Raw genomic sequence first — 17,089 nt, forward strand, 5'->3', positions numbered from 1 at the left:
GCCAATATATGTCAAAATCATGCCATGACGCATTACGTGGCTGTGCTGGTGTTGGAGCAGCTCATCGGTTTCGACGCGACCATCCCGTCGCTGGTCTTCGGCCAGGCCGACGACCGGTACGAGGTCGTGACCTGCGGCCTGACCGGTGCGCCGGTCGAATGCACCGGCGGATACGCGATGACGCCGCAGGCCGGTCCCGAAGCGCTGGCCGAGGCCGACACCGTGATCGTGCCGGGCACCCGCTACCCCGCCGCCCGCGAACGCGGCGAGCTGACACCGGAACTGGCCGAAGCCTGGTCGACCATCCGGCCCGGCACCCGCATCGTGTCCATCTGTACGGGCGCCTTCGTCCTCGGGGCCGCCGGCGTCCTCGACGGGCGGCCCGCCACCACCCACTGGGCCAAGGCCGACGACTTCCGCCGGCTCTACCCATCGGTCCTGCTCGACGAGTCGGTGCTGTTCGTCGACGATGGCGACGTGCTGACCTCCGCCGGTCTGGCGTCGGGAATCGACCTGTGCCTGCACATGATTCGAGCCGATCACGGCACGATGCTGGCCAACGCGGTCGCGAAGTACTGCGTGGTGCCGCCGTGGCGCGAAGGCGGCCAGGCCCAGTTCATCGAGCGTGCCGTTCCCGAACCCCGGGACGAGTCGACGTCGACCACCCGACAGTGGGCGCTGGCCAACCTCACCGAGCCGCTGTCGGTGCAGCAGTTGGCCGGACATGCCCGGATGAGTGTTCGCACCTTCAATCGCCGGTTCCGCGAGGAGACCGGGCTGCCGCCTGGCGACTGGGTCCGCCAGCAGCGGCTCGCAGCAGCGCGCGAACTGCTTGAGTCACAAGATTTCTCGGTCGACGAGGTGGCCCGGCGAGCCGGTCTGGGCACCGCCGCCAACCTCCGGCATCACATGCGCCGCGGACTCGGCATGAGTCCCCTGCACTACCGGAAGACCTTCCAGGGCACCTGATACTTCGGGTGCCTGGCGTCAGCTCAGCTGCGACCGACCGCGCTCGATGACCGATGCCGCGTCCTTGGCGACCGATTTTCCGGCCGCACTGGCGAGCCATACCTTGGCGGTGTCGGCCTCGGTCTGCACCTGCGGCACCAGATGGTGGTCACGCACCCGGTTGTAGGAGCCGAGCAGACTCGCCACAGCCGCGCGATTGTTGGAGGCGATGTCGGCCGCCAGCTGTTTCGCCGCGGGCAGCAGCTGCTCATGCTCGACCACCTCGGTCACCAGGCCATGCTCGTATGCGGACTGCGCGGTGACGAAGTTGCCGCTCAACGACATTCGCTTGGCGAACGCGAACCCGACCATCTCCGGCAGCCGCACGGTCAGGCCCCACAGCGGCATCATGCCGACCCGGGCATGGGTGTCCGCGAACCGGGCTCGGTCGGACGCGATCAGGATGTCGCAACCCATCGCGAGTTCAAGACCGCCGGTGACCGCGACGCCATTGATCGCGCCGATGATCGGCTTGCTGATCGGCGTCCACGGGTGACCGGTCGGAACCTCGTCGAGGTCCATGTTGCCCCAGCCGCCATCGGCACCGATGACCTTGAGGTCGACACCCGCGCAGAACGCGGGATCGGCGCCGGTCAGGATGACCGCGGCGACATCGTCGTCGGCGTCTGCCGCGGCGATCGCCGACTGCAGCCCACGAATCAAGTCCGGGTTCAATGCATTTCGCGATTCCGGCCGGTTGAGGGTGATGATGAGCGTCGCGTCGTCGCGCTCGGTGAGAACCAGATCGTCTGCCATGGGCGCAGTGTACGCCTGCCGACGGACGGTCATCCGGCTTTACTGCGACGACCGTCGAACACCGTGTTCTTGCACGAACACCGTGTTCATCGCTTGACGAATATTGTTGTCCCCCATCTGGTTATCGGCTGTCGGACCCTCGATCTAGCGTTCCTCGCAACATCGATCGAAGGGGGCATACCGTGTGCGACATCCATCCCGAGTGCGACGGTCCGGACGGCATGATCGGCCATGCGCTGGAACACATCGGCCGCGGCAGCTGGGGCATCACCGGAGTGCTGGGCGACCGCTGGGCCGAGCCGTTCGCGTACACGGCCGGACTCACCTCACTGGGCCACACCGAGCTGGTGATCACCGGGATCGAGCCGGTGGGTGCTGCCCACATCCTCAACGTCGTCGCCGAGCAGCTCGTGCACGGCGACGACGTCGGGATCGGGTCCCAGGTGCTGGTCGAGTCGTTCGACGCGCATCCGCTACACCTGCTCGAGGTGCGGGACGTCTGGCCGTTGGTGGTGTGCCGGGCGATCTACTCGGAATTCGAAGCGATGCAGGTGGTGTGGTCCGACCATGACGGGCGGTTTCCGTGGCACGGCGAGTATGCGTACGGGCCTTCCCGGCAACCGCTGCTCGGCCCGCCGCCACGCAGTCACGGCGCGGCGGCCTGACACCCGGACGGTTGCCGTCAGCCGTTTCGCAAACCTGGCGCCGGTGAGTCCAATGGGGCTAGCGTGACGATGTGCTGCCGGTAATCGACCTCGCTGAACTCGATACCGCGGCCGGCCGCGACCGGCTGCGGGACGTGACCCATGAGGTGGGTTTCTTCTACCTCGTGGGTCACGGGATCGAGCCGAATTTGATTGCGCGCCTTCTGCAGGTGACTCGCGAATTCTTCGCCCTGCCGGACGCTGCCAAGGACGCCGTGCGCATGATCCGCAGCCCGCATTTCCGCGGCTACAACCGACTCGGCGGCGAGCTGACCAATGGGCAGACCGATTGGCGCGAGCAGATCGATATCGGGATCGATCGGGATCCGGTCGCCGGGGCCGAGGACTACATGCGGCTGCAGGGTCCCAACCAATGGCCGGCCGAACTACCCGAATTGCGTTCGGTCGTCACCGAGTTCGGCGACGCAATGTCTGCGGTGTCACTGACGCTCCTGCAGCGATGGGCACAGTCGCTCGGCTCGCCGGCGGACTTCTTCGACGCGGCGTTCGGGCACTCCCCGGCAACGCTGATCAAGCTGATCCGCTATCCCGCGCGCCGTGCCGACTCACCGCGTGGCGATCAGGGTGTTGGCGCGCATAAGGATTCGGGTGTGCTGACGCTGCTCCTGGTCGAGCCGGGCTCCGCCGGCCTGCAGGTCGAGGCGGCGGACGGCGGCTGGATCGATGCGCCGCCGGTCGACGGCGCGTTCATCGTGAACATCGGCGAAATGCTGGAGGTGGCCACCAACGGGTACCTGCGGGCGACGCGACATCGGGTTATGACGCCGGTCGGCGCGCCGGAGCGAATTTCCATCCCGTACTTCTTCAGCCCGGCACTCGATGCGGTCATTCCCACGATCCAGCTGCCGTCAGAGCTGCAGCCCAAGGCCCGCGGCGTCGAACGCGACCCGGCGAATCCGCTCTACAACACCTACGGCGAGAACACCTGGAAGAGCCGGACCCGCGCACACCCGGACGTCTTCGAACGCTGGTATTCGGACGAAGCGCGCACAAATGGAAAGCAAGCTTGACAGGCGCTAATGTAAAGCCTACTTTCCATCAGTGTGCGGAACGACGTTCGAAGCCTGCGTACCGCCAGCGGACTGTCCCAGGCCGAACTCGGCGCAGCCCTGGGAGTCTCGCGCCAGACGATCAATGCGATCGAGGCCGGGCGCTACAGCCCATCGCTCGCTCTGGCGATCGGTATCGCACGCCACTTCGGCACCGCGGTAGAGGAGGTTTTCCATGTCGAGTGCTAAGCAACGCAATATCGCACGCCGCAACTTCAGCAAGTGGGCCACGCCTGCGCTCGGAGTCGTCATCGGACTGGCCTACCTGGGAGTCATGCTCGCACGCGGCAAACCGGCGCTCGGCTTCGTCATGCTCGGAATCATGCTCGTCTACGTCGCGGCCATGCTCTTGCTCAGCCGCAGGACGGAGACCGGCGCCCTGCTCCGCGGTACCGCGAACGACGAGCGGCAGCGAGACATCAATGCTCGCGCCCTGGCGATCACCGCGCAGGTGCTGGTCGTCACCATTCTTGGCGGCGTCTTCTACAGCCTCGCGGCCGGCAGCTCCGCGGCCGCGATCTGGTGCGGACTCGCCGCGGTCGGTGGAGCCACGTTCGTCATGGCGATCATTGCGCTCAGCCGGCGCGGATAGCCCGATAGCAGCATGCCGAAACCGTTTGGCACACAGAAAATTTCGGCTGACCGTGCATGAATCCCGCTGAGCGAAGCATTCGAAAAGTGCGCGCTGAGGGATTCGAACCCCCGACCGCTGGTGTGTAAGACCAGAGCTCTAACCACTGAGCTAAGCGCGCGAGTGCCTCAAGAATCTAGCGCGGCCAGTGCTTTCTCCCAAAGTCCCTGGTCACGAAGCTCGCCGGGCTGCATCATCTCCGAGAAGCGGATCTGGCCGACCCGGTCGATCACGAAGGTTCCGCGGTTGGGGTAGCCCTTGTCCTCGTTGAGGACGCCGTATTCGCGAGCCACCGCACCATGCGGCCAGAAGTCGGACAGGATCGGAAACAGGTAGCCCTGCGCGGACGACCACACCTTGTGCGTCGGCGACGATCCGACCGACACGGCGATGAACTCGACGTCATCGTTCTGGAATCGCGGCAGGGAGTCGCGGACGGCGCCCAGCTCCCCTTCGCAATTGCCGGTGAATGCCAACGGGAAGAACACCAGCAACACGTTCTTGACGCCGCGGAACTGTGACAGCGTCACCAACCGATTGTTCTGATCGCGCAGGGAGAAGTCAGGCGCCACCTGGCCAACCGGTAGGGGGCCGACCGGCGGCGAGCCGGCCTGCCGCGTCATCGCTTGGCCGAACGGGACTTCGGTTGCACCAGACGCGATCCCGACCAGTCGCCGAGGTTCACGGTCGAGGTCTGGGTCAGTCCGGCGGTCGGCGCGGCCTCGGCGATCTCGCTCGGGTCGACGTATCCGTCGCTGCCCGTCTTCGGGGAGAACACCCACACACAGCCATCGTCGGCGAGCGGCACGATTGCATCCATCAACGCATCCACCAGGTCGCCATCGCCGTCACGCCACCAGAGCACGACGACATCGATGACCTCGTCGGAGTCGTCATCGAGCATCTCGCCACCGATGGCGTCCTCGATATCCGCCCGCAGGTCGTCGTCGGTGTCCTCGTCCCAGCCCACTTCCTGCACCAGCGTGCCGGATTCCAGGCCCAGCTTCTGGGCGCGATTACCTTCCGCGGCAACCAACGGTGGATCCTCCTAAGATCACGTCCGCGTCCGCGGACTCGAGTTCAATGACTGGGTTCTTCTCGCATCGCGAAATGCTGCCCACCAGCGAACAGGGTCGGGGCCCAACTTGCAACCCCTGTGGCGCGATTTCACGATCGTCACGATATCGGCCTGGTCGCCGTGGTCGACGGTGCCGACGTGGTGGATGGTGCCGATGTGGTGGATGGGCTGCTCGACGTCGGTTGACCGGACACCGTCGGCGCAGCCGATGTCAGTTCGGCGAGCGAGGGCAGGCTCGGCATCGTCGTCACCGAACCTGTGGGCGTCACGAACGCCTGGCACAGCGTCGAGACGCGGCGGCGCGAATCTGTCCACTCACTGGCCGGCTTGGCCAGGCGGAACCGGTCTTTGTTCTTGATCCCCGTCTCGAGCGTCGCGGTCTTGTCCAGAAAGTTGTCGATCTCATCGCGCACCTGCTGCGGGATGGTGACGTTCAGCTTGGCCCGGATCGCCGACACTCCGGAGTCGAACTGGCCGACCGCGATCAGGTCCGCGCCGCCGAGCCGGTCGTAGCTCTGCACCTGGTTCAGCTTCGTGACGAACTGGTTGTAGCCGTTCACCATCGGGACCACCGAGTAGAACCACTGCGAGCACAGCGTGCCCGACGCCGACACGGCCTGCGATCGGGCCACGGACGCCGACAACGACGCCTCCTGCAGCTGCGAATGAGCGATATCGCTGCTGCGCTGCGCGGCTGAATCGTCAGCTCCAGAACTGCACGCCGCGATCACCAGACCAGTGAGTACAGCACCGCTGACGGCATACGCCGCGCGCCTGTCCCACCGCATCCACTCGCGATTCATCCCGGTGATCATGCCCTATGCGATCCGGCCGGGGCCAGACGCCACGGCCGGTGACCGGCAGGCTTCCGCGACGCCGCGACGGCCGCCCACCGACGACTCAATGACCACAGAGCGGTACTCGCGTCACCCTGGCGCGGTGAGATGAGGCACGATAAAGGAGCAATCGTGGTCCGGGTCATCCGCCCGGCCGCCATCGCGCGCCCGCACCCATGGGCGACAGCAGTGACCGTCCCGTCGGCCACCCCCGACCGGGAGAGCCAAGGAGAGATGCGCGTTGACAACACCAGCAACCAGCCAGCCGAACGATCGAGTGCGGGTCATCCGCGAGGGCGTCGCCTCGTACCTGCCTGACGTCGACCCCGACGAGACCACCGAGTGGCTCGACTCCTTCGATTCACTGTTGGAACATGCGGGTCCCGCCCGCGCCCGCTATCTGATGCTGCGGCTGCTCGAACGCGCCGGCGAGAAGCATGTCTCCATCCCCGCGCTGACATCGACCGACTACGTCAACACCATCCCCACCGAGAACGAGCCCTGGTTCCCCGGCGACGAGGAGACCGAGCGTCGCTACCGCGCGTTCATCCGTTGGAACGCGGCGATCATGGTGCACCGCGCCCAGCGACCCGGAATCGGTGTCGGCGGACATATTTCGACGTATGCATCGTCCGCCTCGCTGTACGAGGTCGGCTTCAACCACTTCTTCCGCGGCCAGGATCACCCCGGCGGCGGCGACCAGATCTTCATCCAGGGTCACGCCTCCCCCGGCATCTACGCCCGCGCCTACCTCGAAGGCCGCATCGACGAGCACCGGATGGATGGTTTTCGTCAGGAGCAATCACATGCGGGCTTCGGCGGCGGCCTCCCGTCGTACCCGCACCCCCGGCTGATGCCCGAGTTCTGGCAGTTCCCAACGGTTTCCATGGGGCTGGGCCCGATGAACGCCATCTATCAGGCACGGTTCAATCACTACCTGAAGGACCGCGGCATCAAGGACACCAGCGACCAACATGTCTGGGCGTTCCTCGGCGACGGTGAGATGGACGAGCCGGAATCGCGTGGCCTGCTGCAGGTGGCCGCGACCGAGGGTCTCGACAATCTCACCTTCGTCATCAACTGCAACCTGCAACGGCTCGACGGCCCGGTCCGTGGAAACGGCAAGATCATCCAGGAGCTCGAGTCGTTCTTCCGCGGTGCCGGCTGGAACGTCATCAAGGTGGTGTGGGGACGCGAGTGGGATGCGCTGCTGCACAAGGACCGTGACGGTGCGCTCGTCAACCTGATGAACAGCACTCCGGATGGCGACTATCAAACCTATAAGGCCAACGACGGCGCCTTCGTCCGCGATCACTTCTTCGGCCGCGATCCGCGGACCAAAGAACTGGTCCGCGACATGTCGGACGACGACATCTGGAACCTCAAGCGCGGCGGTCACGACTATCGCAAGGTGTACGCGGCCTACGCCGCGGCGATGGCGCACAAGGGCCAGCCGACGGTGATTCTCGCGAAGACCATCAAGGGCTACACGCTCGGTAAGCATTTCGAGGGCCGTAACGCGACCCACCAGATGAAGAAGTTGACGCTGGAAGATCTCAAGGATTTCCGCGACTCGTGCCGCCTCCCGATCTCGGACGCCGAGTTGGAGAAGGATCCGTACCTGCCCCCGTACTACCACCCCGGCAAGGAATCTCCGGAGATCGAGTACCTGCTTGCCCGACGTGAGGCACTGGGCGGCTTCCTCCCGGCCCGACGCACCGTCGCCAAGACGCTGCAGCCGGTCACCGGCCCGGTGATCGCGGCCACCGCAAAGGGATCCGGCAAGCAGCAGGTCGCCACCACGATGGCGCTCGTCCGCATCTTCAAGGAACTGTTGCGCGACAAGGAGATCGGCAAGCGCATCGTGCCGATCATCCCCGACGAGGCCCGCACCTTCGGCATGGACTCGTGGTTCCCCTCGCTGAAGATCTACAACCGCAACGGGCAGCTGTACACCTCCGTCGACGCCGATCTGATGTTGGCGTACAAGGAGAGCGAGGCCGGCCAGATACTGCACGAGGGCATCAACGAGGCCGGTTCGACCGCGTCGTTCACGGCCGTCGGTACCTCATACGCCACGCATGACGAGCCCATGATCCCGCTGTACATCTTCTACTCGATGTTCGGTTTCCAACGCACGGGCGATGGCCTGTGGGCGGCGGGCGACCAGATGGCACGCGGCTTCGTGATCGGCGCGACCGCAGGTCGCACGACGCTTACCGGCGAGGGCCTGCAACACGCGGACGGTCAGTCCCCGCAGCTGGCGGCCACGAATCCGGCTGCGGTGACCTACGATCCGGCGTTCGCGTACGAGCTCGCGCACATCGTCGTCTCCGGGCTCAAGCGGATGTACGGCGACGATCCGGAGAACATCTTCTTCTACATCACCGTCTACAACGAGCCGATTCATCAGCCGGCACAACCGGATTCGCTGGATGTCGAGGGGCTGCTCAAGGGCCTGTACCTCTACCAGCCGGCCCCGGCGGGCAAGCAGTACCCGGCCAATATTCTCGTGTCCGGCGTCACGATGCCCGATGGCCTCAAGGCGGCGCAGCTGCTTGCCGACGAATGGAACGTCGGAGCCAACGTGTACTCCGTGACGAGTTGGGGCGAATTGGCCCGGGACGGCATCGAGCACGAGAAGGCCGACCTGCAGCACCCCGGCGTCGATCATGGTCAGCCGTATCTGGCTACGGCCCTGGCGAATTCGTCCGGTCCGTTCGTCGCCGCGTCGGACTACATGCGCGGCGTCTCCGAACAGATTCGCCCGTGGGTGCCCGGCACGTACATCACTCTCGGCACCGACGGATTCGGGTTCTCCGACACCCGCCCGGCCGCACGGCGGTTCTTCAATGTCGACGCCGAATCGATCGTGGTGGGTGTGCTTTCGGCGCTGGCCCGCGACGGAAACATCGACGTGTCGGTGGCCGCCGAGGCCGCGGCCAAGTACCGGATCGACGACGTGCTGGCGGCGCCGAAGCAGGTCAGCGACCCCGGCGTCGCGTAGACCGCGGTCCCAGGGCCGCTCAGATCGGCGGCCCCGGGACCGCGGCTAGTCCTTGTGGCGCGCAGGCGAATCCGGACGTCGTCGCATGGCCTCGTCGAGCTGCCGCGCAATGCGCAGCAGCGTCTTGATATCGCGTTCCGGCAGCGCGGCGAAATCGTCGGGCGCCGGATCCTCGACGCTGGAAATGGTCGCCATCATCGCGCGGCCGGCGGGGGTCAACGACACCATGCGCGACCGGCGGTCCGCCGGGTCGACGTCGCGGCGGACCAGTCCGCGGTCGGCGAGATCGTTGATGGCCACGGTAGCGGCCGGCCGATCCATCGCGGCCGCATCGGCGACCTGTGACAGCGACATCGGCGCGTCGACCAATGACAGCCGCCGAATGATGCGAATCTTGCTGAACGGCAGCCCGGTTCGATTCATCGTCGCGCGGCGCCAGGCATCACGATTGTCGATCACATAGCGCGCCAGCAGATGCCACGCCTCGTCGGCGGGATCCTCCTGCTCAGGCATCGCGCCCTCCTCCGCTGCCGGCCGTCACCAACGGTCTACCGGCAGGCTCGGCGAGCAGATGACCGATCGACTCGCGGGTGTGCTGCGCCCACCCGGTGGTGGACGCCATGCCGATCAGCCCGATCAGGACCGCCAGCGCGACAGTCACCCACCACAGTGGCCGAGCGTAGTCGGTGAAGTCGCCGTGCCCGGCGACCGCGCGGCCCGCCACCGCTCCACAGAGGGCGACGCCGATACTCACGCCCAGCTGGCGGCTGGTCGACGCGACCGCGGACGCCGCGCCGGCGCGATCGCGCGGCATCCCGCCGACCGCCGAGGTGGTGATCGGCGCGTTGACCATGCCGAAACCCGCACCGAACGCGAAGAAGGTGATCAACAGCTGCCATATCGGCGAATCGTCCTTCATCAGCACCAGCCCGACCGCCCCCACCGTCATCAGTACCGATGAGCACAGCAGCGACGGCCTGGTGCCGTACCGGCCGACCAGGCGGCCGGACAGCGGCGAGAGCACCAGCGCCGCAACGGCAATCGGCAGATACATCAGACCCGCATCGATCGCCGACCAGCCGCGTTGGTTCTGCATGTAAATCGACATCATGAAGAGGAACGCGCCGTAGGACGAGAAAGCGCACACGGCGATCGCCGTGGCCGACGAGAACGGCACCGACCGGAAAAATCGCAGGTCGATGAACGGGTCGGACACCCGATGCTCGTACCAGATGAACACCGCCATGGCGACGACCGCGATCGTGAACGCCGCCACCGGCATCGGGGTGCCCCAACCATTGCGCGGCCCCTCGATCAATCCGAACACGGCGCCGGCCATGAAGAGCGCAAATGCGAGCTGCCCCACGGGATCCAGGGTGCGCAGGGTCGTGGACTTCGACTCCGGGACGAAGATCGCCGTGAGGATGATCGCGGCGGCGCAGATGGGCAGATTGATCCAGAAGACCGATCGCCAACCGACAGTGTCGACCAGCCAGCCGCCGACGATCGGGCCGATCGCCATGGAGATGCCCACCACCGCACCCCACATCCCGACCGCCCGGGCCCGCTCCTTCACATCGGTGAACACCTGGGTGATGATTGACATGGCCACCGGGTTGAGCATCGAACCGCCGATGGCCTGCACGAGTCGGGCTCCGATCAGCACGCCGACGGTCGGCGCGATGCTGCACAGCAGCGACCCGAGGGCGAAGATCGTCAGCCCCACCTGGAACACGCGCCGCCGCCCCAACCGATCTGCCAGCGCACCCGAGAGCATCAGCAGCGTTGCCAGTACCAGCGTGTAGATGTCGATGACCCACTGGAGGTCAGCGGCGTCGGCGTGGAAACTGCGACGGATCGACGGAAGCGCGACGTTCACGATCGTCGCGTCCATCGAGACGATCAACAGGCTCATGCAGCAGGTCGCCAGGATTATCCGTTTCCGTTGGGGCGACAGTTCATTCATTCCGTTAATTGTAGAACTATAAATATTTTGGTCAACCCCGAGGCCTCAGGCGGACACGAGCGTCTCGCCGTCCTCAGACGACGACTCGACGATCACCTGCTCCTCGCGCGCCACCTCGGCGTCCGCCGCGGCGAATGCCTTATGGGCGGTAGAGAGCACCACTGCGGCCATCAATGCGACACCGGCGGCAATGGCGAACGGCACGTGCAGATTCAGCGCCTCGACCAGCTTTCCCGCGGCGTACGGTGCGAGGCCGCCGCCGATGAAGCGGACGAACCCGTAAGCGGCCGACGCCACCGAACGCTCGACCGGCGAGACGATCATGACTGCCTGCGTGGTCAGGGTGTTGTTGGTACCGATGAAGATTCCGGCGATGACCACCGCACCGATCAGCACCGTCTGGTTGGTCGGCCAAATCGCGATGACCGCGAGATCGACCGCGAACAGCGCCAGGGCGGCGTACATGGTCGGCCCGGTCCCGAATCGCTTCTGCAACCACGGGGCACCGAAGACCGCGAAGATCGCCACGAGCACGCCCCAGCCGAAGAAGACCCAGCCAAGGTCGATGGCCGACAGCTTCATCGGGAACGGCGCGTAGCCCAGCATCGTGAAGAACGCCCAGTTGTACAGCAGTGCACCGACTCCCATGGTCGCCAGTCCGCGGTGTCGCAGCGCCTTGATCGGCGCCAGCAGCGATGTCGGATGTTCCGGTTTGGGCGTCTTCGGCAGGAACACGACGGTCGCCAGCAACGAGATCGCCATCAGGACGGCGACGCCGTAGAACGGTCCGCGCCAACTGATGTTGCCCAGGATTCCGCCGAGCAGCGGGCCGGTCGCGATGCCGAGGCCGAGCGCGGTCTCGTACATGATGATCGCGCTGGCCAATCCACCGCTGGCCGCGGCAACGATCACGGCGAGCGAGGTCGCGATGAACAGTGCGTTGCCCAGTCCCCAGCCGGCGCGGAAGCCGATTATCTGCGAGACCGAGCTGGAGGATCCCGCGAGAGCGGCGAATATGACGATCAGCACCAATCCGCTGATCAATGTCTTCTTGGGTCCAATTCGACTGGAGACCGCGTTGGTCACCAGCATCGCGACCGCCGTCACCACCAGGTAGCTGGTGAACAGCAGTGTCACCTGCGACGGCGACGCGTCCAGCTTGGACGAGATGGCGGGCAGAATCGGGTCCACCAGGCCGATGCCCATGAAGGACACGACACAGGCGAACGCGACGGCATATACCGCTCGCGGCTGATGCAACAGACCGTTGATTCCACCGACTCCGGTCGAGGACCTACTCATGGTGTCTCCCTTGATATCTCCTGTAGCGATTCGCGCAGCAGGCCCGACAGCCGGTTGAGCGCGGGAAGCGCGTCGACCAACTGGCGACGGTGCTGCGGATCCTGGTTTTCGACGACGTCCGCCACGCGGCGGGCAAGTTGTTCCCGCCACGCGGCGACGAGCTTCGCCCCCTGGTCCGTGATGACGACGCGGGCGGCGCGCGCATCGTCGGGATCCGTCTCGCGGGTGACGAACCCCTGGGCCGCCAATCGCTTGATGGCCGCGGTCATCGCGGGCTGACTGACGTGTTCGGCCTCGGCGAGGGCGGTGATCCGAGCCGGCCCGTCATCGACCAGCCGACGCAGCAACGAGCCGCCGGTGCGGCTGACGGTCTGACTCACGTCGAACGACCTGCTCACCCGGACCAGTTGCTCGATGGCCGCGGCCACCTCAGGTACATCGTTAGCCATACGTAATAAAATATCACTCTTTTATATAAAAGATCAATGTTTTCTTGGTGCCGCGAGTCCCGGCGCCTACCGGCGGATGCGCTCCACCTCGCGATCCGGTTCGCCTAGATTGAAGAGATGACCGACGGGACCCCTGCACCGAAATCCGCCAGGGGCGACGCCGGCACCAAGGCGTCCTCGGTCGATGACGCGGGCAAAGCGGCCGCCGCCGGGGTCGAAGAACGGCTACGCCGCCGCAGCGCGCGACTTCCGGCTCCCGCCGATGTGCATGATGCGCTGCCCGATGCCCTGCTGCGACGGGTCAAGCAGTACAGCGGCCGACTCGCAACCGAGGCCGTGCATTCGATGGCCGACCAGCTCCCGTATTTCGCCGACCTCGAAGCCGGACAAATCGCCAGCGTCCAGTTGGTCGTGCAGTCGGCCGTGCAGAACTTTGTCGAGTGGCTCCAAGACCCTGAGGGCAACGTTAAGTTCACCGTCCAGGCGTTCCAGGTTGTGCCGCAGGACCTCGCCCGACGCATCACCCTGCTGCAGACCGTCGAGATGGTCCGCGTCGCAATGGAATTCTTCGAGAAATGGCTGCCCCTGCTGGCGCGCAACGACGCCCAGCTGCGGGCACTGACCGAATCCGTTCTCCGCTACGGCCGGGAGATCGGCTTTGCCGCGGCCTCTATCTATGCATCCGCCGCCGAATCCCGAGGCGCCTGGGACTCCCGAATGGAAGCCCTGGTGGTGGATGCGGTGGTCCGCGGCGACAGCGGCCCCACCCTGCTGTCCCGAGCCGCGACCCTGAACTGGGAAACCGACGCGACGGCGACGGTCTTCGTCGGCACGCCGCCGCCGGAACAGAACGTGTCGGTGCCGCTGGCGATCCACAACACCGCGCGTCAGTACGACCGGGCCGCATTGTCGGTGGTGCAAGGCCCCTACCTGGTGGCGATCGTGGCCGGCCCGATCAGTTCTCCCGACAAGATCGGGACCGACGCCTTCGTCCAGGCACTCCTGAACAACTTCGCCGACGGACCGGTCGTCATCGGCCACACCACCCCGGACCTGGGCTCGGCCCACGCCAGCGCGATGGAGGCGATGGCCGGCATCGAGGCCGTCGCCGGCTGGCCCAATGCCCCGCGGCCCGTGCTGAGCTGGGAGTTGCTACCCGAACGAGCCCTGCTCGGCGACGAGGCGGCGGTGCACACGCTCACCGAGTTCATCGTCAAGCCACTGGCCAAAGGCGGTGACACACTGGCCGCCACACTGGATGCATATCTGGACTCCGGCGGACTCGTCGAGGCCTGTGCGCGTTCACTCTTCGTCCATCCGAATACTGTCCGATATCGACTAAAGCGAATTTCCGAGATCACCGGTCGTGATCCCTTTAATCCTCGAGATGCGTACGTTCTCCGCGTCGCGGGAACAGTCGGACGACTGACGCAAGCCCGACGCGGATCGCTTACTATTTCCCCACCAATAACATCAGGCACAAGCGAAGCCGAAAACCGGGTCAAGTGACCTACACCACAAAGAAACTTGTAACGAGTCTCATTGTGATGACGATGGAGGCACATCCGCGTGCACTTTTGTGGGATCCCCACAAAAGCCTGAGCTGAGGTTCATTGCGTACGACACCCCATAAAAGGGCCTCCGGGGTGTTCAGTATTCAGGTGCTCTCATTGCTCTCGCCCGGACAGGGCTCGCAGAAGGCGGGGATGCTCACCGAATGGTTGGCACTCCCCGGCGCGGCAGATCGTGTCGCAACGTGGTCGAAGCTGACCGGACTCGAACTCGAGCGCCTCGGTACCACTGCCACCGATGACGAAATCACCGACACCGCAGTAACACAGCCGCTGGTCGTCGTCGCCTCGTTGCTCGGCCACGCCGAACTCAGCTCGCGCTACTCCGTCCCGGCCGACGTCGTCGTCGCGGGTCACTCCATCGGCGAGTTGGCCGCAGCCGCAGTCGCCGGCGTGATCAGTGCCGACGAGGCCGTCACCCTGGCCGCCACCCGCGGTGCCGCGATGGCGAAGGCGTGCGCGCAGCGGCCGACCACCATGGCCGCCGTCCTCGGCGGCAACGAGGACGAGGTGCTGGCCCGACTCGAGGAGCTGGAGCTCGTCCCCGCCAACCGCAATGCCGTCGGCCAGATCGTGGCCGCCGGAGCCGTCGACAAGATCGATGAGCTGCTGGCCAACCCGCCGGAGAAGGCCCGCACCCGCAAGCTCGCGGTCGCCGGCGCCTTCCACACGCACTTCATGGCCCCGGCCCAGGAGGCCGTCGCCGAGGCCGCGGCCGCCATCACCCCGTCCGAGCCCACGCACACCCTGCTGTCCAACTCGGACGGTCAGCCCGTCTCCTCGGGCGCCGACGCGCTGGCCAAGATCGTCAACCAGGTCACCCGGCCGGTCCGGTGGGACCTGTGCTCGGCATACCTGCGCGACCACGAAGTCAGCGCACTGATCGAGTTGCCTCCGGGCGGCACGCTCGCCGGAATCGCCAAGCGCGAACTCAAGGGCACCCCGAACCGTGCCCTCAAGGTCCCCGCCGATCTGGAGGACATCACAGAACTTGGATGACCGACCGCGTCCGGCACATGCCGGAACGGTCAACCCGGAAGGTGAATCGCCTCGTCCAACGGCAGCGCCCGCTGCCGCTCCGGGAAGCAAGTGGAAACACAACAGAGAAGGGACCACCAAAGTGGCCACCGTACCCAGCCAGGAAGTTCTGATTGCCGGCATCGCCGAGATCATCGAAGAGGTCACCGGCATTGAGCCCTCTGAGGTGACCATCGACAAGGCGTTCATCGACGATCTGGACATCGACTCGCTGTCCATGGTCGAGATCGCGGTCCAGACCGAAGACAAGTACGGCGTCAAGATCCCGGACGAGGATCTCGCCGGTCTGCGCACTGTCCGTGACGCCGTCGAATACATCCAGAAGCTCGCCTCGGAGAACCCGGAGGCCGCTGAGGCCATCCAGGCGAAGATCGACGCCGACAAGGCCTGATAGCCCGTGGCTGACTCTCTACGTGACTACTCCACCCTCGGAGGGAACTTCCCCAACGTGGTGGTGACCTCCATGGTCGCCACCACATCGGTGGGTGAAGATCTCGACTCCACCTGGAAGGGTCTGCTTGCCGGCGAGAGTGGCATCCGCGAGCTGACGGACGATTGGCTGGACGAGTACAACCTGCCCTGCCGCATCGGCGGCAAGCTGGTGAACGACCCGTCCACCGAGGTCACCCGCATCGAGGCGCGGCGCATGGCGTACGTCGAGCGCGTCGCCTACGTGATGGGCAAGCGCCTGTGGGATGACGTCGCCGGAGCCCCCGATGTCGACAAGGACCGCCTCGCGGTCGTGCTCGGCACCGGACTCGGCGGCGGCGATGCCCTCGTCGACGCCGTGCAGATCATGGAGTCCACGAAGAACTACCGCAAGGTGTCTCCGCTGGCCGTCTCCATGGCGATGCCGAACGGCCCGGCCGCAGTGGTCGGGTTGCACATCGGAGCCCGCGCAGGTGTCACCACCCCGGTGTCGGCATGCGCGTCGGGTGCCGAGGCCATCGCCCACGCTTGGCGGTCGATCGTCATGGGTGACGCCGACATGGTCGTCACCGGCGGCGTCGAGGGCCACATCGATGCGGTGCCGATCGCGGCGTTCTCGATGATGCGGGCGATGAGCACGCGCAACGACGATCCGGCCGCGGCTTCGCGTCCGTTCGACAAGGACCGCGACGGTTTCGTCTTCGGCGAGGCTGCTGCACTCATGGTTATCGAGCGCGAGGATCATGCGCTGGCTCGCGGCGCACACATCCACGCACGGTTGCTCGGCGCCGGTATCACCTCCGATGGTTTCCATCTGGTGGCGCCGGATCCGAGTGGACAGGGCAACGCCCGGGCGATGACCCGTGCGCTGCAGACCGCCGGCTTGTCCAAGACGGACGTCAGCCATGTCAACGCGCACGCGACGTCCACCGGACTCGGCGATACCGCCGAGGCGTTGGGCATCAAGGCCGCGATCGGCGATCACCCCTTGGTGTACGCGCCGAAATCGGCTCTGGGTCACTCCATCGGCGCCGTCGGCGCTCTGGAGTCGGTGCTGACCGTGAAGTCCATCGAGGACGGGGTCATTCCGCCGACGCTGAACCTGGAGAACCAGGATCCCGAGTGCGACATCAACGTCGTTTCGGGTGAGCCCCACTACGGGCAGATCGATTACGCCATCAACAACTCATTCGGATTCGGTGGGCACAACGTGGCGCTCGCCTTTGGGCGCTACTGACCGACCG

18 protein-coding genes and 1 tRNA gene are annotated in these 17,089 nt (G+C 65.8%); 10 read left to right on the forward strand and 9 right to left on the reverse strand.

All coding sequences use genetic code 11. The features are described from left to right. Window positions 1-24 precede the first annotated feature (24 nt). The gene (locus tag G341_RS0115805) at window positions 25-969 is read left to right on the forward strand and encodes a GlxA family transcriptional regulator (RefSeq protein ID WP_018180136.1); all 945 of its coding nucleotides are present in this window, start codon (window positions 25-27) and stop codon (window positions 967-969) included. An 18-nt stretch (window positions 970-987) separates the two neighbouring features. Here the strand turns inward: G341_RS0115805 and G341_RS0115810 are convergent, their stop codons facing one another. After that, window positions 988-1,764, reverse strand: coding sequence for an enoyl-CoA hydratase (locus G341_RS0115810; protein ID WP_026303748.1), 777 nt, complete (start codon window positions 1,762-1,764; stop codon window positions 988-990). Window positions 1,765-1,946: 182 nt separating this feature from the next. On the opposite strand from G341_RS0115810, the gene G341_RS0115815 reads away from it, so the two are divergent. The 4 genes from G341_RS0115815 to G341_RS0115830 all read left to right on the forward strand — a co-directional run bounded on the left by G341_RS0115815 (window position 1,947) and on the right by G341_RS0115830 (window position 4,130). Beyond that, window positions 1,947-2,429 (forward strand): DUF4262 domain-containing protein, encoded by a 483-nt coding sequence (locus tag G341_RS0115815; protein WP_018180138.1) that lies wholly within the window; start codon window positions 1,947-1,949, stop codon window positions 2,427-2,429. Window positions 2,430-2,500: 71 nt separating this feature from the next. After that, complete coding sequence (locus G341_RS0115820) at window positions 2,501-3,499, forward strand: isopenicillin N synthase family dioxygenase (RefSeq protein WP_018180139.1); 999 nt, start codon at window positions 2,501-2,503, stop codon at window positions 3,497-3,499. A gap of 33 nt (window positions 3,500-3,532) precedes the next feature. Next, a complete protein-coding gene (locus tag G341_RS0115825; RefSeq protein ID WP_018180140.1) occupies window positions 3,533-3,727 on the forward strand; it encodes a helix-turn-helix transcriptional regulator in 195 nt (64 codons plus the stop codon). Then, the gene (locus tag G341_RS0115830; RefSeq protein ID WP_018180141.1) at window positions 3,714-4,130 is read left to right on the forward strand and encodes a DUF2178 domain-containing protein; all 417 of its coding nucleotides are present in this window, start codon (window positions 3,714-3,716) and stop codon (window positions 4,128-4,130) included. The genes G341_RS0115825 and G341_RS0115830 overlap by 14 nt, the downstream gene beginning before the upstream one ends. An 87-nt stretch (window positions 4,131-4,217) precedes the next feature. Here G341_RS0115830 and G341_RS0115835 read toward each other — a convergent pair. From G341_RS0115835 to G341_RS0115850, 4 genes are all read right to left on the reverse strand, one after another. Next, window positions 4,218-4,290, reverse strand: a tRNA-Val gene (locus G341_RS0115835). Window positions 4,291-4,297: 7 nt separating this feature from the next. After that, window positions 4,298-4,792, reverse strand: a complete 495-nt coding sequence (locus tag G341_RS0115840) for a peroxiredoxin (RefSeq protein WP_018180142.1) — start codon at window positions 4,790-4,792, stop codon at window positions 4,298-4,300. Next, window positions 4,789-5,205 (reverse strand): DUF3052 domain-containing protein, encoded by a 417-nt coding sequence (locus G341_RS0115845; RefSeq protein WP_018180143.1) that lies wholly within the window; start codon window positions 5,203-5,205, stop codon window positions 4,789-4,791. Before G341_RS0115845 ends, G341_RS0115840 begins: the two co-directional genes overlap by 4 nt. A gap of 140 nt (window positions 5,206-5,345) precedes the next feature. Further along, window positions 5,346-6,050 (reverse strand): hypothetical protein, encoded by a 705-nt coding sequence (locus tag G341_RS0115850; protein WP_155826993.1) that lies wholly within the window; start codon window positions 6,048-6,050, stop codon window positions 5,346-5,348. A 274-nt stretch (window positions 6,051-6,324) separates the two neighbouring features. On the opposite strand from G341_RS0115850, the gene aceE reads away from it, so the two are divergent. Next, entirely contained in the window at window positions 6,325-9,090 is a 2,766-nt protein-coding gene (gene aceE, locus G341_RS0115855; RefSeq protein ID WP_051092844.1) for a pyruvate dehydrogenase (acetyl-transferring), homodimeric type, read from the forward strand. A gap of 45 nt (window positions 9,091-9,135) precedes the next feature. On the opposite strand, the gene G341_RS0115860 is transcribed toward aceE, so the two are convergent. The 4 genes from G341_RS0115860 to G341_RS22270 are packed head-to-tail and all read right to left on the reverse strand — an operon-like array spanning window position 9,136 to window position 12,807. After that, entirely contained in the window at window positions 9,136-9,603 is a 468-nt protein-coding gene (locus tag G341_RS0115860; protein WP_018180146.1) for a MarR family winged helix-turn-helix transcriptional regulator, read from the reverse strand. Then, window positions 9,596-11,056 carry an MFS transporter gene (locus G341_RS0115865; RefSeq protein WP_043451661.1) on the reverse strand — a complete coding sequence of 487 codons (1,461 nt, stop codon included), beginning with the start codon at window positions 11,054-11,056 and terminating at the stop codon, window positions 9,596-9,598. The genes G341_RS0115860 and G341_RS0115865 overlap by 8 nt, the downstream gene beginning before the upstream one ends. A gap of 45 nt (window positions 11,057-11,101) precedes the next feature. Then, the gene (locus G341_RS0115870) at window positions 11,102-12,358 is read right to left on the reverse strand and encodes an MFS transporter (protein ID WP_018180148.1); all 1,257 of its coding nucleotides are present in this window, start codon (window positions 12,356-12,358) and stop codon (window positions 11,102-11,104) included. Continuing rightward, on the reverse strand, window positions 12,355-12,807 hold the full coding sequence (locus tag G341_RS22270) for a MarR family winged helix-turn-helix transcriptional regulator (RefSeq protein WP_081622567.1): 453 nt from the start codon (window positions 12,805-12,807) through the stop codon (window positions 12,355-12,357). Before G341_RS22270 ends, G341_RS0115870 begins: the two co-directional genes overlap by 4 nt. A 117-nt stretch (window positions 12,808-12,924) precedes the next feature. On the opposite strand from G341_RS22270, the gene G341_RS0115880 reads away from it, so the two are divergent. The 4 genes from G341_RS0115880 to G341_RS0115895 all read left to right on the forward strand — a co-directional run bounded on the left by G341_RS0115880 (window position 12,925) and on the right by G341_RS0115895 (window position 17,082). Further along, window positions 12,925-14,316, forward strand: a complete 1,392-nt coding sequence (locus tag G341_RS0115880; protein ID WP_018180150.1) for a PucR family transcriptional regulator — start codon at window positions 12,925-12,927, stop codon at window positions 14,314-14,316. Between the two features lie 152 nt (window positions 14,317-14,468). Continuing rightward, entirely contained in the window at window positions 14,469-15,377 is a 909-nt protein-coding gene (locus tag G341_RS0115885; protein WP_043451769.1) for an ACP S-malonyltransferase, read from the forward strand. 121 nt (window positions 15,378-15,498) lie between these two features. Then, window positions 15,499-15,807, forward strand: coding sequence for a meromycolate extension acyl carrier protein AcpM (gene acpM, locus G341_RS0115890; protein ID WP_018180152.1), 309 nt, complete (start codon window positions 15,499-15,501; stop codon window positions 15,805-15,807). Between the two features lie 6 nt (window positions 15,808-15,813). Continuing rightward, window positions 15,814-17,082, forward strand: a complete 1,269-nt coding sequence (locus G341_RS0115895) for a KasA/KasB family beta-ketoacyl-ACP synthase (protein ID WP_026303751.1) — start codon at window positions 15,814-15,816, stop codon at window positions 17,080-17,082. Window positions 17,083-17,089 lie beyond the last annotated feature (7 nt).

Origin of the sequence: Jongsikchunia kroppenstedtii DSM 45133 (assembly GCF_000380485.1) — a bacterium.
GTDB lineage: Bacteria > Actinomycetota > Actinomycetes > Mycobacteriales > Mycobacteriaceae > Jongsikchunia > Jongsikchunia kroppenstedtii.

Excerpts from the sequence above, each read along its gene's own strand:
- G341_RS0115805 (WP_018180136.1), top strand. The coding sequence starts at position 25 with ATGACGCATTACGTGGCTGTGCTGGTGTTGGAGCAGCTCATCGGTTTC.
- G341_RS0115810 (WP_026303748.1), bottom strand. The coding sequence starts at position 1,764 with ATGGCAGACGATCTGGTTCTCACCGAGCGCGACGACGCGACGCTCATC.
- G341_RS0115830 (WP_018180141.1), top strand. The coding sequence starts at position 3,714 with ATGTCGAGTGCTAAGCAACGCAATATCGCACGCCGCAACTTCAGCAAG.
- G341_RS0115840 (WP_018180142.1), bottom strand. The coding sequence starts at position 4,792 with ATGACGCGGCAGGCCGGCTCGCCGCCGGTCGGCCCCCTACCGGTTGGC.
- G341_RS0115850 (WP_155826993.1), bottom strand. The coding sequence starts at position 6,050 with ATGAATCGCGAGTGGATGCGGTGGGACAGGCGCGCGGCGTATGCCGTC.
- G341_RS0115860 (WP_018180146.1), bottom strand. The coding sequence starts at position 9,603 with ATGCCTGAGCAGGAGGATCCCGCCGACGAGGCGTGGCATCTGCTGGCG.
- G341_RS0115865 (WP_043451661.1), bottom strand. The coding sequence starts at position 11,056 with ATGAATGAACTGTCGCCCCAACGGAAACGGATAATCCTGGCGACCTGC.
- G341_RS0115870 (WP_018180148.1), bottom strand. The coding sequence starts at position 12,358 with ATGAGTAGGTCCTCGACCGGAGTCGGTGGAATCAACGGTCTGTTGCAT.
- G341_RS22270 (WP_081622567.1), bottom strand. The coding sequence starts at position 12,807 with ATGGCTAACGATGTACCTGAGGTGGCCGCGGCCATCGAGCAACTGGTC.
- G341_RS0115880 (WP_018180150.1), top strand. The coding sequence starts at position 12,925 with ATGACCGACGGGACCCCTGCACCGAAATCCGCCAGGGGCGACGCCGGC.